At 58.4% G+C, this 13,898-nt stretch carries 13 protein-coding genes; 8 read left to right on the top strand and 5 right to left on the bottom strand.

Annotated elements, in window-relative coordinates; translation table 11 throughout:
* The first annotated feature begins 2 nt into the window (after positions 1-2).
* The 5 genes from M7Q83_RS01830 (at position 3) to M7Q83_RS01810 (ending at position 3,838) form a co-directional block, all read left to right on the top strand.
* The gene (locus M7Q83_RS01830) at positions 3-707 is read left to right on the top strand and encodes a PIG-L deacetylase family protein (RefSeq protein ID WP_298334776.1); all 705 of its coding nucleotides are present in this window, start codon (positions 3-5) and stop codon (positions 705-707) included.
* Complete coding sequence (locus M7Q83_RS01825; RefSeq protein WP_298334774.1) at positions 708-1,067, top strand: hypothetical protein; 360 nt, start codon at positions 708-710, stop codon at positions 1,065-1,067.
* Positions 1,068-1,205: 138 nt separating this feature from the next.
* The gene (locus M7Q83_RS01820; RefSeq protein ID WP_298334772.1) at positions 1,206-1,562 is read left to right on the top strand and encodes a DUF3040 domain-containing protein; all 357 of its coding nucleotides are present in this window, start codon (positions 1,206-1,208) and stop codon (positions 1,560-1,562) included.
* Positions 1,563-1,628: 66 nt separating this feature from the next.
* The gene (locus M7Q83_RS01815) at positions 1,629-2,891 is read left to right on the top strand and encodes an acyl-CoA dehydrogenase family protein (protein ID WP_298334769.1); all 1,263 of its coding nucleotides are present in this window, start codon (positions 1,629-1,631) and stop codon (positions 2,889-2,891) included.
* A gap of 413 nt (positions 2,892-3,304) precedes the next feature.
* The gene (locus M7Q83_RS01810) at positions 3,305-3,838 is read left to right on the top strand and encodes an HNH endonuclease (protein ID WP_366525277.1); all 534 of its coding nucleotides are present in this window, start codon (positions 3,305-3,307) and stop codon (positions 3,836-3,838) included.
* Positions 3,839-3,948: 110 nt separating this feature from the next.
* Here M7Q83_RS01810 and M7Q83_RS01805 read toward each other — a convergent pair whose 3' ends face one another.
* The 3 genes from M7Q83_RS01805 to thiL all read right to left on the bottom strand — a co-directional run bounded on the left by M7Q83_RS01805 (position 3,949) and on the right by thiL (position 6,016).
* A complete protein-coding gene (locus M7Q83_RS01805) occupies positions 3,949-4,569 on the bottom strand; it encodes a hypothetical protein (RefSeq protein ID WP_298334765.1) in 621 nt (206 codons plus the stop codon).
* A gap of 134 nt (positions 4,570-4,703) precedes the next feature.
* Entirely contained in the window at positions 4,704-5,003 is a 300-nt protein-coding gene (locus M7Q83_RS01800; protein ID WP_298334763.1) for a hypothetical protein, read from the bottom strand.
* Positions 5,004-5,110: 107 nt separating this feature from the next.
* A complete protein-coding gene (thiL, locus tag M7Q83_RS01795) occupies positions 5,111-6,016 on the bottom strand; it encodes a thiamine-phosphate kinase (protein WP_298334761.1) in 906 nt (301 codons plus the stop codon).
* Between the two features lie 153 nt (positions 6,017-6,169).
* On the opposite strand from thiL, the gene M7Q83_RS01790 reads away from it, so the two are divergent.
* On the top strand, positions 6,170-7,951 hold the full coding sequence (locus M7Q83_RS01790) for a phosphoenolpyruvate carboxykinase (GTP) (RefSeq protein ID WP_298334759.1): 1,782 nt from the start codon (positions 6,170-6,172) through the stop codon (positions 7,949-7,951).
* Between the two features lie 341 nt (positions 7,952-8,292).
* Here the strand turns inward: M7Q83_RS01790 and M7Q83_RS01785 are convergent, their stop codons facing one another.
* Together M7Q83_RS01785 and rpmB are read right to left on the bottom strand one after the other, a co-directional pair.
* Entirely contained in the window at positions 8,293-9,285 is a 993-nt protein-coding gene (locus M7Q83_RS01785; RefSeq protein WP_298334757.1) for a ferrochelatase, read from the bottom strand.
* A gap of 7 nt (positions 9,286-9,292) precedes the next feature.
* Positions 9,293-9,481 (bottom strand): 50S ribosomal protein L28, encoded by a 189-nt coding sequence (gene rpmB, locus M7Q83_RS01780; RefSeq protein ID WP_308464465.1) that lies wholly within the window; start codon positions 9,479-9,481, stop codon positions 9,293-9,295.
* A gap of 73 nt (positions 9,482-9,554) precedes the next feature.
* On the opposite strand from rpmB, the gene M7Q83_RS01775 reads away from it, so the two are divergent.
* Both M7Q83_RS01775 and recG read left to right on the top strand, forming a co-directional pair.
* Positions 9,555-11,183 carry a DAK2 domain-containing protein gene (locus M7Q83_RS01775; RefSeq protein WP_298334755.1) on the top strand — a complete coding sequence of 543 codons (1,629 nt, stop codon included), beginning with the start codon at positions 9,555-9,557 and terminating at the stop codon, positions 11,181-11,183.
* Between the two features lie 324 nt (positions 11,184-11,507).
* Positions 11,508-13,670, top strand: a complete 2,163-nt coding sequence (gene recG / locus M7Q83_RS01770; RefSeq protein ID WP_298334753.1) for an ATP-dependent DNA helicase RecG — start codon at positions 11,508-11,510, stop codon at positions 13,668-13,670.
* The last annotated feature ends 228 nt before the right edge of the window (positions 13,671-13,898 follow it).

Raw genomic sequence — 13,898 nt, 5'->3', positions numbered from 1 at the left:
CAATGCACACCTATACAAAAATTCCCCACACGGCGCTGGCTATCTTTGCCCATCCTGACGATGCAGAGATCGCCTGTGGCGGCACCCTTGCTCGATGGGCTGCGGAGCGTTGTCATGTTATCCTTGCGGTGGCGACCCAAGGGGACAAAGGCGGTGATGGCGGTGATCCTGGTCGACTCTCGGAGGAACGCACGCGCGAACTGCTCGAAGCAGGAAGACTGCTTGGGGTTAACGATGTCATTCAACTCGCCTATTTGGACGGAGAGCTTGAGAACTCGTTGGAACTGCGCCGTCGGTTGGTGACGCTCATCAGAAGTTTCCGCCCGGAAGTGGTGCTCACCGGAGATCCGACTGCAGTTTTCTTTGGGGATCTCTACTACAACCATCGAGATCATCGGCAACTCGGTTGGGCGGTGCTCGATGCGGTGTTTCCGGCGGCCCGCCAGCGCGCTTACTTCCCTGAGGCTGGGGATCCGGTCGAGGAGCTCGAGGTGCTATTGGCAGCCTCGCTGGAGCCTAACACATCGGTCTCGATCGATGGACTGGTGGAGAAGAAGGTTGCAGCCATGAGGGCGCATCGAGCGCAGTTGGCGAGATATCAGGATGCGCTTGATCGCGTGGTGGCGGAGCGAGCGCGGCAGGCGGCGCGCCAAGCTGGCGTTTCCGGGGAGGCGGAGTTATTTCGCATGGTTCGGGGAGGTGCTTGAATGCTCGAAATCCGAGGTCCCGGCCATCATGAACGGAGTCAGCTCGCTGCCCTTGTGGCACGGGTTCTGTCGGCGCAAGGGCGCGAGGTGTGGGTACGCATGGATCTTCGGCCTCGTCTCGCTGCTGATATCGCTGGTGTCCTCGACGAGGGGGCGTCACGAGTATTGCTCGTTGGCGAGGGGATGTATGGCATCGCATCCCGGGAGGACTTCGTCAACGAAGTACCTAGAGAGGCGGTGCTGATCGAGCTCCGCGCTACTGGAGATCTCCTCGGCCTTTATGACCCTCTTGGAGAGCTATCCACCGTAGAGATGGATGCGCTCCGACGCCAGGGAGTACTGGTCGATGGAGTTTCCTGAAGGATCGGCAAGATGATGGACGGACAGATAATGGAATTCTGGTGAAGCGGTGATGGTTTTAGAGTTCGTGACAGTCCAAACGACTACAATTAAAAGCGCTACTTCGTACGAAGGTTGGATGTTAGGAGAGGAGGAGTCATGCCGCTAAATGAGGACGAGCAGCGGATTCTCCAGGAGATTGAGAAGACCTTCTACGAGAACGACCCGGAGTTCGCTGACCGGGTTCGCTCGGAGACGGTCTACAAACACTCGGGCAGAAACCTGAAATGGGCGACGCTCGGTTTTGTCGTCGGCCTTGCCTTTACCATCCTTACGTTCACGATATCTGTTGTCCTTGGTGCTGTTGGCTTTCTCGTGATGTTGGGGTCGGCGGTCTACTTCGAGCGTAACCTTCGAAGGGTTGGCAGGGCCTCGCTGCAAGATCTCTCGTCGCGCCAGTTCAAGCAGGGTGGATTCAAGTCCATGGGCAAGAAGCTTCGGGGTGAGGATCAATAGATTGCTGCCGCACCATCGCGACCGAGGACCGCTGTGGTATGAGTCGGCGATTCTGGGTGCATAGGGATGGATCTTTCCCTCTCTGAGGTTGCTGAGGAGTTTCGTCTTCAGTTTCGATCCTTCCTCGCCGAGGAACTTCCCGCGGGATTCGCTGGTGTTGGCGCACTCGCCATTGACTCTGTTCCCGATTTTGTGAACTGGTGGAGGCTTCGCCTTTACGAGGGAGGCTTTCTCGCCGTATCGTGGCCGAAAGAGTACGGTGGTCGTGGACTGACGGTAGAGAGCGAGATTGTCATCGCTCAAGAGAGCGCCGCCGTTGGGGTTCCGACTGGCGGGCCTAATGACCACTTTGGCATCCAGATGTTAGGCAATACCCTGCTCGTTCATGGTTCTGAGGAACAGCGGAGACACTTTCTACCCCGGATTATCGATGGCAGTTACCGGTTTGCACAGGGGTATTCGGAGCCCAACGCTGGGTCAGATCTTGCTGCACTTACCCTGCGTGGGCGTGTGGACGGGGATGAGGTAATCCTTGATGGTCAAAAGATCTGGACCTCAGAGGCACACTTGGCGAACTGGATGTTTGTACTGGCTCGAACCGACCCGGAGGCACCAAAGCACCGCGGTATCTCCTTTGTGCTGGTACCGCTCGAGGTTGATGGCGGCGCGGGAGATCTCCGGAACTCGGTAGGGTACCAAGCCAATGGGGTCGAGGTCCGCCCGATCCGGATGATCTCCGGTAAGTCTGAGTTCAACGAGGTGTTCTTTACTGGGTCGCGCGCAAAGCTCGATCATGTGGTTGGTGGCCTGCATCAGGGCTGGGCCGTCGCCATGACGCTGCTGGGGTTCGAACGGGGTGAGGCCGCAGCAACCCTGCCGATTCGATTCCAATTCGAGCTTGATCGTCTAGGCGAGCTACTTGCGGCTCGTGGTGCGTTCGACGATGCGGATCTCTTGGATCGGTTTGTCCTTTGCCAGACCCGACTCTTCGCACTTCGGAGCATGGGTTACGGGTGGCTCTCAAATGTCCTCGCCGGAACTGAGCAAGGGGCACAATCCTCTGTCTTTAAGCTCTTTTGGTCCGAATACCATCAACTCGTGACCGAGCTCGCGGTCGATGCGCTGGGTGGTGAGGCGCTCGTGCCCACAGGGCGCCCAAGCTCCTCCGCCTTTCGGACTGATGATGTGGGTGCTCCGAACTCCACACGGTCATGGGATGAAGTCTTCCTCCATGCGAGAGCAGGCACGATCTATGCGGGGACCTCTGAGATCCAGCGCTCAATCATCGGAGAGCGTCTGCTCGGTCTCCCACGGGAGCCACGGGGATGATTCTTGAGGCGTTTCGCCAGCTTTGGGCCTTGACGCTGGGTTCACGTGGTCGTCCGTGGTCGGTGAAGCGGCAGCTTCTTTGGTTGAAATTTCGGATGGAGACCTACGCTGGCCACGGAGGATCCATGGACTACAGCGAGGTGCTGCGTTTTCTTCGCTGGTCTGCAAGGGAGCGTGCTAGTTGGAGGCGGTTAGACTAGCGCTATGGAGAGTAGATTCCATGCGTGATAATCGGTCGGGTGCCGATAGCCGCTTAGTTGGGGAGTTCTTCCCTCACAAGCTGTGTCAGCGTCGCGTTGATGGTCGCCATGTCGCCTACGGCATCTCTTTCGAGCCCAAGACCCCTGCCCTGCGGGGATACGCTTTTGAGTATCGCTGTTGTGGTGATGGGACGAGGCTGGTCAGGTAACGCCATGGCAGGGGTCCTCGTTCTGAATGCGAGCTACGAGGCTCTCTGTGTTGTTTCGACCCATCGGGCTATTGGCCTGGTTGTTGTTGGCAAGGCCGATGTGGAGCTAGGTACCTCCACGCTTTTGCACTCGGCTCGCATGGTGATCCCCGAGCCGTCGGTGATCCGGCTTCGCTACTTTGTGCGTGTTCCCCATCTGCGAAGAGTCGCACCCACGAAACGAGCTATCTTCGCTCGTGATCAATATCGGTGCCAGTATTGCGGGGCACCAGCCGAGAACGTCGATCACGTGATTCCTCGTAGCCGTGGTGGACCACACCGGTGGGATAACGTGGTTGCTTCATGCCGGTCCTGCAACTCGCGGAAACGTGATCGCCTGTTGTCTGAGACAAACTTCGTGCTGCACCGACCGCCACAGGTTCCGCGTGGCCGCACCTCGGCCATCATACTCCTCGGCCTCGTTCGAGACGAGTGGATTCCCTATCTCGACTACGAATTTGCCGCAGCCGAGCGCCCGTTCCAGGAGCTCAGCGGTTAGCGGTTACGCGAGCTGAGAGAACGCCATTGGCTTGGACGGTGTCTGGGGGAGGTGTTGGGTGCATTGACGGTCCACGCTAACGAATCTACAACCGATGTCTCCAGCGTCGCCTACGAGCGGGATGGTTTGAGGTCCGTGGTGGCGAGTGCGCGAATGGTTGTCGTATCCTTGCTCGCAAAGATTGGGGTAATCGAGTAGCGGGTGATTGTGGGCTTGGCATGGTGACCGATGATGACGAGGCCATCGGTATTCGGGAGTCGGAGTCCGTACGGTGTCGTCGCCGGGGAAATTAGCACCCGGTCGGGGGCGCTTGGCGTTGCCGTGAGCGTGACCGGAGTCAGGCCGAATTGTGGCCCGAGATGCGTCACGACGATGTCACTCAAGCTAGGTGTTACGAGCGTTGGGTAACCCGCCAATGTACATGCGATACCCCTTCGAGGCGTGATGGTAAGAATCGCAAAGGAGGCATGTTGGCTAGTGGCTTGGACGACGGTTGTCTCGGCGACGGCCACCTGTCCAGTACGACACTCGTTGCGTTGATTGACGAGCCGCTCGTGGCTGCCGAGTGTCTGTCCGAGTATGAGTCCAACGAGGATGAACAGAACTGCCAAGACGACGGGGATCGTGAATGCGCGACGATAGGGGGGGCGATAGGCCGTCATATGACTCCTCATTGGACCGAAGGCGAACTCGGTTCGCTCAACAGGATTATCCCCTTCGCCACGACGCATCTCCTAAGTGTCGAAGTCCTAAGTGTCGAAGTGGCGGAGGGGTGACTTTTGTTGCCGGTGTTGCGACCATTGCCGACTCTGTATCTCGTGTTGGTCGTACCTCGTGCTGGTCGCCCAAGGAACGAGGGGACGGTCTAGGCCTCCGGTGCGGCCTGGCCTTCACCAGCTGCCGAACCACTATCAGCGGCCGGCTTGATCTGGTCCTCCTGCGCATGAATAGCAGTGACAAGACGCTCGGTCTCGGATTTCTGCACTTCTGGGGTGATCTCTTCGTTCACACCACGGTAAGTGATGGTACCGAGTTCGCGATACAATGCATCGAGTTGACGTTTCACTTGGAGCTGATCGAGCTTCACCTGACCTTTTTGGGCAGCATCGGTCGCGGTTTGGCTAAGCGTTTGTGCTTGCTCCTTGACCTTGTCGAATAGTCCCATTGTCTTCCTCCTCATGCGTGTAGGATCTCTCCAGTGTAGCGACATCTAGCCTAGCGTGTCGGTTGCATTGCCGGCGGAGCCGGATAGTACGGATGCGTTGCATCCACTCAGTGTCGATAGCCCATTGGATCCAATGGGGCATTGTTGAGCGTACGGTCCGTGGGACTAGAGACGATGGTGCCAATAGCAAATGGCTGTGCGAGGCGTGCCTTGGCATACTCGCCATAGACGAGATGTGGATCAGGAGCCGTAAAGAGCAACTCAAAGTCCTCACCTCCGCCAAGAGCATCGGCGATACCCGCGCCTGGGGCGATTGGCACCGTGTGCAAGTGGAAGCCAACACCGGAGGCGTTGGCAAGTCGGTGAAGATCGAGGGCCAATCCATCCGAGATGTCGATGGCGGCGTTTGCTCCAGCTCGAGCAGCGGCAAAGCCCTCCTCCACGCGTGCACTAGGATCTAGGAGTGCACTCCGGGTGCGATCATCGACTTGGCCAGCTTGTGAGAGGCGTGAGAGGGCGACCGATGCCAGGCCAAGGGGTCTAGTGACAAAAATCGTGTCCCCTGGTTGCGCGCCTCCACGGCGCAGCGGTGGTAAGAGTTGGGACCCGATGGCGGTGACTGAGACCACCACGTAGTCGGATCTTGTGAGGTCGCCTCCGATGAGTTTGGCACCGTAGCTTTGTGCCCGACTCTCGATCCCGAGGAGGAGTGCCTCGACATCGAAGTTTTTGGGTGCAGCGATCGTTGAGAGGATCCAGAGTGGCGCAGCAGCCATCGCCGCAAGATCAGAGATATTGACTGTCACCGCTTTGGCCCCAATCTGGGCCGGAGTCCAATAGGCGAGATCGAAGTGGATTCCTTGGACCAATGCATCGGCACAGAGGGCGAGCGAGGTGCCTTGAGCTGGCATAACGGCCGCATCATCACCGAGAACTTCCTGGGTCGGATCCCACTTGGCTCGTTGGGTAATACCCTCGATGAGAGCGAGTTCATCCCACTCTTGACCCGTCACCGTACTCCGATCATTGATTGAAAACTTGTTCTGGCCGCAATAAGTTTGGCATAATCAATCTACTGTGTTGAGCACGCTATAAAGTTGGTGCATCGTTTGCCTTGCCCGTCTGGATGACTCGGTCAGGTATAGCGAGGGAGGAGTGAGGAACTGATGGAGTTTACGAATCCAAAGGTAGTGAACTGGCTCGATGATTGGATCGCATTGATGCAACCCGAACGCAGCCTAGTGTTGAACGCAGATCCCGAGACGAAAGAGATGCTCGTCTCCACACTGGTAGAGCTTGGCACCATTGAGCCGCTTAACCCGCGGCTGCGACCTGGGAGTTATCTGGCTCGTTCAGATCCCCGGGATGTGGCTCGTCTTGAGAGCCGAACCCTCATCTGCGCAGAACGCGAAGAGGACGCTGGTCCGACCAACAACTGGCGTGCGCCGGCCGAGATGAAAGAGATGATGCGCACCCTCTACGCGGGAGCGATGCGAGGGCGAACGATGTATATCATCCCATTCTCCATGGGTGAGGTAGGCTCACCCTTCACGCTCTATGGGATTGAGATTACCGATTCTGCCTATGTTGCCCTTTCAATGATGACGATGGCCACCGTTGATGATCGGGTCTTGGCTGCGATCGATGCCGCCGGCACATTTGTCCCTGCGGTGCACTCGGTTGGTTATCCACTGGTTGGACGCAGCGATGTTGCCTGGCCGTGCAACCCCGAGGACACCTACATTGCCCATTTCCCCGAGACCCGAGAGATTTGGTCGTATGGCTCGGGCTATGGCGGCAACGCTCTGCTCGGGAAAAAGTGTCTTGCGCTGCGGATCGCCTCTGTGGCGGCGCGTGATGAGGGGTGGCTGGCCGAACACATGCTGATTCTTAAGCTGACCTCGCCAAGGAATGAGGTCTATTATGTGACCGGAGCCTTTCCTAGTGCGTGCGGGAAGACCAATCTCGCGATGCTGGTGCCGACTCGACCTGGGTGGCGAGCCGAGACGGTGGGCGACGATATCGCTTGGTTGCGACGGGGTGAGGATGGACGACTTTGGGCGATCAACCCTGAGATGGGGTTCTTTGGCGTTGCTCCGGGCACGTCGACCAAGACCAATCCGGTCGCAATGGAGACGGTGGCAAAGAATACCATCTTCACCAACTGCGCTCTCACCGCAGATGGTGATGTCTGGTGGGAAGGAATGACCAAGGAGCCTCCTGAGGGGCTGATCGATTGGCAGGGCAAGCCCTATACCGGCGAGGGTCCCGCAGCCCATCCGAACGCGCGTTTCACGGTCTCCATCCACGAAGCACCCAACCTCGCGAGTGAGCGTGATGGGGTGCCGATATCGGCGATGCTCTTTGGAGGACGGCGCTCCAGCTTGGTCCCACTCGTGACCGAGGCGCGTACCTGGGAACATGGGGTGTTCTTGGGTTCGATTATGGCCTCCGAGACGACGGCGGCAGCTGAAGGTGCCATCGGTAGGGTGCGGCGCGATCCATTTGCCATGTTGCCGTTCTGTGGTTATCACATGGGTGACTATTTTGCGCATTGGCTCAGCATGGCCGAGACGGATGCGCAAGCGTTGCCAACGATCTATCTCGTGAACTGGTTCCGTCGCGATGCTGATGGGGGCTTTGTCTGGCCGGGCTATGGAGACAATGTTCGTGTTCTGGCCTGGATCATCGATCGTCTCGAGGGGCGAGTTGCGGGTGTCGATACCCCGTTGGGCACGATCCCTTCGGAGGGAGACCTCAATGTCGAAGGGTTGGAGCTCGGACCAGAAGGCTACGATCAGCTTTTTGCGATGAACACGAAAGAACTGGTGACAGAGGTAGAGCTGATCCAGGAGCACTACGCCCGCTTTGGGGATCACTTGCCTAAAGAACTCGCCATCCAACTGGAGGAGTTCGATCAAGCCGTCAAAGCTCGGTCGAAGGGGTAGGCCGGCGCGTATCAGCTGGAGCGACGATAGAGGCAAGCGTTCGTGAGGGTGCTGATGGCAGGTGCCGGTGGCCAAGTGCCGATGGCCAAGTGCCGGTGCCAAGTGATGGCGACAAAAAAGTTGGTATAGGCCGTTCTGGTCCGTGCAACAGGCCGCTTGTGTCCGATAGGTGCACCGCATCGTTGACCAGAGAACGATGATGGTGAGGGCGAACCGATGTTGCCAATCGGGAGGAGTCTTGACCGTATGGCATTTGGAGGTGCTGCGCCCAGTCGCTACCCTCGCGCTTAGACAAGTTCAGCTGGTAGACCGGTGGGCACTGCGCCGCGGAACTCGATCAGTTAGGCTCCGGAGAGGCAGCAGGTTTGGTGGCATAGGAGTTCGGCGCCGGGGATCTTGTCATTTGGGTCATCTCCGTTGAGCCAAGCCATCACCAGCTGGGTCACCATCTCGATGAATGCTGGCGTGGTGCCAACGGTTGGTAGCCGATCAAAGCTGAGGCCATAGCGAGTTGCCCCATCGCGAGCAAGGATGTCGAGGTCATAGAGCACCTCTTGGTGATCGCTGATGAATCCAATGGGGACAACGATGATCTGGCGAAGGTTTGGGTTGTTGGTGTAGGCATCATCGATGGCATCTCCGATATCGGGGACCAGCCAGGGAGTCCGAGGGTTGCCGGACCTACTCTGGTAGGCGAGTTCGATGGTGATCTCGTCTGGGAGCAGAGATTCGAGATGGTGACAGACGTTGATCAGCTGCTGTTGGTACTCGCATGTCTGTGCCATTGCGGTCGGAATCGAGTGGGCGGTCGCAAAGATCTTAGTCACTCCAGGCTCGGCCAGCGGGTGAGTGGCTAGGTAGTCAGCGAGGATTGAGATCTCGCCAGCAAGGAAGAGCGGGTGTTGAGAGAAAGGTTTGATGGTGTGGGTTTGAAATTGAATCTCACACCCCTCGAGATCTTCGCGATACTGGCGGCAGCCTGAGTACGAGCTGTAGGCCGAGGTTGGAATGATGAGCGCTTCATTGACACCGTCGTGCGCCATCTGTTCGATGGTATCAGCGAGGTAGGGATGCCAGTTACGGTTGCCAAAGTAGATAGGGAGATCCACTGCGCGTTCGCTAAGCGATGTGCCGAGGCGTCGTATTAACTCACGGTTCAGCGCATTGAGAGGACTTGCACCACCGGTGTCGAGGTACTGTTGGGCTACGACACGCAAGCGATCTTCTGGTACGCCACGTCCACGAGTGACGTTTTCCAGAAAGGGCCAGATGTCATCAGCTGCTTCGGGTGATCCGAAGGATTGCCAGAGAATGGCGCGCTTGGCTTCGGCCATCGTCGGGTTAGGGCTTTACCAATCTGTTTGTCCGGATGCAGGAGGTGCAGACGTTCCTTCGTCGAGAGGTTCCATTCTCAAGCACACGGATGCGCTGGATGTTCGGATTGAAACGACGCTTGTTGCGCTTGTGAGAGTGCGACAGACTCATTCCAAAGCCGGGCTTCTTGCCACAAATTTCGCACACGCTTGCCACGATGGGGCTCCCTTCGGAAACGGTTTTAAACAACTGGACTCAAGAGTCGACCCTCTAGGCTATCATGCCCTGAGTGGAGTCAGGGCAGTTTCGGCGTTCCAATCAGGTTGCAGAGGGTTTGCGCGCGGCGCGTGTTGGTTTGCAACGGCACTACGCCGCTGTTGACCGGTTGAATGTGTTCCCAGTCCCTGACGGTGATACCGGTTCGAATATGCTCGCTACGCTGGCCGCTGGCGTCAAGGCCCTCGATGAATTAGGCGGCGAGCTGGGCACCGACTGGTATCGCGTGGTTGCCAAGGCGAGCCTGCTTGGCGCTCGCGGAAACTCGGGTGTGATTCTCTCGCAGATTCTTCAGGCGATGCTGCGGGGGTTGTCGAGTGATAATCCCCTGGTGGAGGCCTGGCACACCGCACTGGTCGAAGGTTCTGAGGCTGCCACCAATGCAGTCTTGAATCCGAAGGCGGGCACCATTTTAAGCGTCATCGCTGCCGGCGCAGCGACGTCGACTGAGTCGATCAGTGAGAGTCTGGTACGCATGCGAGAAGCGCTGATGAAGACCCCCGAACAGCTGGAGGTGCTCAAGCGTGCTGGGGTTGTCGACTCTGGCGGCGCGGGGTTGATCGTGGTTCTTGAGGCGTTCGCCGATGCGCTCGGTATCGAGGTCGCCGACGCGGGAGTGTATCCCTGGCTTGAACACGCCGGTGATCTCACCGACCCCGTTCTGCCTGACCTCTCGTCGGTTGAACTCGACAGTGCTGGAGAATCTGCGATGCGCTTTGAAGTGATGTTCTCGCTTGAGTCCAGCGATCAGCGGGTTGCGGCCATGAAGACGGTTTGGTCAGGGATCGGTGACTCAATCGTGGTGGTCGGTGCCGAGGGCGTGTACCGGTGTCACGTGCACACCAACGAGATCGGTCCTGCGATCGAGGCAGGCATCCAGGCGGGTAAGGTCTCCGACATCGGCGTCACCGACCTCGTCCATCAAGTTGATGAACTCACGTGGGTGCGCGAGGGGCTTGCGTCACCGGCCGCTACGCAGCTGGACCAACGCACGGCCGTGGTTGCGGTGGCGGCCGGTGCTGGCGTAGCGAGACTCTTTAAGTCGTTCGGTGTCCAGTCGGTGGTGATGGGTGGGCAGGGCAGAAACCCGTCCATCAAGGAGCTCTTGGATTCGGTGCAATCAGCGAACTCCGACTCGGTGTTGCTGCTCCCCAACAACTCCAACATCCAGGCGGCTGCGCAGTCAGTGGTTTCGTTGGTCGATAAAGAGGTCTTGATCATCCCTACCGTGAATGTGCTCGAGGGTTTCGCAGCATTGATGGCCTTTGATCCTGAGTCGGAGAGTGCCGTCAATCTCGAACGTATGACCCAAGCTGCGCGCCGAGTCTCTTGGGGAGAGGTCACGACCGCGGTGAGGGCTGGAACGTACGAACATGGGACCTTCGCGGTGGGCTCCTTTATCGGCCTGAGTGCGGATGGAATTGTCGCCGCCGCCGATGACCTTGGGCAGGTCGTGTTAGCGTTGATCGCGTCGCTGGTGCATGAAGGGTCCGAGATCGTCACCTTACTGATCGGGGAGGGTGTGGACCCTGGGCTTGCAACCACGATCGCGAGGAGCGTAGAGGAGATCTATCGCGAACTGACAGTGGAGGTACTCCATGGCGATCAACCTCTGTACCCGTTTTTGATTGGCGTCGAGTGACGCGGGAATATTGCTGAGCCTTCGTTGCGACCGTGAGCCACGGGTCTGTGGCAGCAACGTTTCGTAGCGGCCACGGCGGGGCCAAGAGTCTGGCGGGGCCAAGAGCGTGGCGGGATAGATCCAGGGTCAGGCAAGGTGGAGCTCATGACGTTAGCGTACGCTTCAGTTCCTAGCGTGTTGTGGTATGGCGCGGATGTGTCAACCGAAGCGTGGAGGTTGGCCGTGGCGTGCGGTCGTCCCTCCTAGTTGCGCGACGTTGCCCGCTCTTGGGATGGCGCCCGTACTAGCCTGTGATCAACGTCAGAAGTGGAGGTTCAGTCCCTCGTGAGTGCGGTAGTTCGGCTAGACGAGTTGACTCGGCTGAGCGTGCAGGAACTCTCGGGCATCGGCCCTAGTCGTGCTCGCGCCTTGGAGGCGCTTGGGGTCGAGAGCGTCTACGATCTCGTCACCTACTTTCCGCGTCGGTATATCGATCGTTCGCGCCAGGTCGCGATTGGTGAGGCAGTCCCTGGTGAACAGGTGCTTCTAGTCGGGCGCATTATGGACGCCCGTCGGATTCCTACACGAGGTGGTCGTGTGCTGGTGGAGGCGCAGTTGGTGGATACGTCGGGCAAAGTCACCCTCACCTTCTTTGGCCAACCCTACCGGGCGAAGCAGCTTGCATCGATCGACGGTGAGGTCGCGGTATTCGGGCGAGTTGAGCTGTTTCGGCGTCGTCGACAGATGACAAACCCGCTGGTTGATCCGATCGGGGATAAGACCGGTGCGATTGTTGGGCTGTATTCGCTCCGAGAGGCCTCCGGCCTGACCTCGGCCGATATCGCCCGCGCCATAGCACAGGTATTCTCGACCTATTCAGAGTTTGTGGATGTGCTCCCCCCTTCGTTGCGTGGCTATCTCGGTATGTATGACGTCTATCAAGCCTTTTGGCAGCTGCACTTTCCCGCCAACGAGGCTGCCCGACAAGCAGCACGCCGACGCGTGGCTTTTGACGAACTCTTTCTGCTGCAGCTCAAGTTAGCGCAGATGCGTGCGGAGCGTGAAGCGGCTGCGGTTGCGACAGTGCATGATGCGCATCCATTGGTGCCGGGCGAGGCTCGTCTCGTCGAGGAGTTCCTCGCCGGTCTTCCCTACGAGCTCACCGTGGGCCAGTTGAGCGCCATTGGGGAGATTGCCAAGGACATGAGCTCTGATCGGGCGATGCATCGCCTGTTGCAGGGAGATGTGGGGTCAGGAAAGACGCTGGTCTCGGTGGTGGCGATGCTCTTTGCGGTCCAGAGTGGCCACCAGTCGGTGCTCGTTGCACCGACTGAGGTACTCGCTGAGCAACACTACCGGTCGATCACGTCGCTGATCGCCGAGACCAAGACTCCTGATGCCTCGACCGGTCGCCTCTTTGCGGGGATCCCTCGGCCAGTCTCGATTGACTTGTTGACCGGATCCACGCCAGCTGCTCGTCGCCGCAAACTTCTTGGTCAACTTCGTGATGGCAGTCTTGATATCGTGATCGGCACGCATGCTCTTTTCAACGATGAGCTCCAGTTCGCTTCGTTGGGGCTTGTGGTTGTTGATGAACAACATCGTTTCGGCGTCGAGCAGCGTTCAGCATTGACTGATCGGGTAACCGCTCAACAGGGTAGCTCACCCGACACCTTGGTGATGACGGCGACACCAATTCCTCGTACCGCCGCCATGACCGTCTACGGTGACTTGGATGTCTCCATCATCGAAGGGCTGCCTCCGGGGCGCCGTCCGATCGAGACACGGTGGGCGCGATCGCCGCTTGAGGTGGCTGAGACCTTCGCACTCCTACGACAACAGGTGGATCTCGGTCACCAGGGGTACGTTGTGTGCCCAGTGGTTGATGAGAGTACCAAGCTGCAGGTCAGAGCCGTAACTGATGAATTTGAACGCCTCCAAGAGGCGGAACTCGCGGGCCTACGGCTGGGGTTGATCCATGGCAAGATGCCCTCCAAGGCCAAGGAGGAGGTGATGACCGCCTTCCGGGGTCGAGAGATCGATGTGTTGGTGGCGACAACGGTGATCGAGGTGGGCGTCGATATCCCGAATGCTACGGTCATGATCATCGAGGATGCGGATCGGTTTGGGATAGCCCAACTTCACCAGCTCCGGGGCCGCGTGGGACGCGGAGCCGAGCAGTCTTTCTGTTGTCTCTTGTCGGAGGCCGATAGTGAGGTGGCACGAGCAAGGATTGGTGCGTTGGTGGCAAGCGAGGATGGTTTCGCCCTTGCGGAGGTCGATCTTGCGTTACGGGGAGAGGGAACGGTGTTGGGTGGGCGACAGGCTGGCCGGACCGATCTGAAGGTTGCCTCGCTAAGCCAGGATCGGGAGCTGGTGCTCGAGGCGCGCCAGCATGCCCGTGCGATCATCGCCGAGGATCGAACACTTGAACGACACCCACGCCTGCGCGCGATGATGCAGGCGCTTTTTGGAGAGGACGAGGCTGATTTTCTGCTCAGGAGCTAGATGGCCCACCGTCTTTGAGCATCCGAATGTACCCCTAGATATCGTGTCACTTCGGCCAGAGCGTTTGGGTCTGGCGAGGTGTGTTTGAACTAGTAGTATAATTATGTGGCGATTTGTGGAATGTTTATGGCGAACCGTACTATACTGATAGTATGAAACTTTCGGAATACGCCGCTAAGAATGGGATCAAGTACAGAGCGGCCTGGAATAGATTTAAAGCCGGCAAGT

This window comes from Ferrimicrobium sp., from assembly GCF_027364955.1.
Taxonomy (GTDB): Bacteria; Actinomycetota; Acidimicrobiia; order Acidimicrobiales; family Acidimicrobiaceae; genus Ferrimicrobium.
This window is presented reverse-complemented; position numbering and strand designations above follow the sequence as displayed.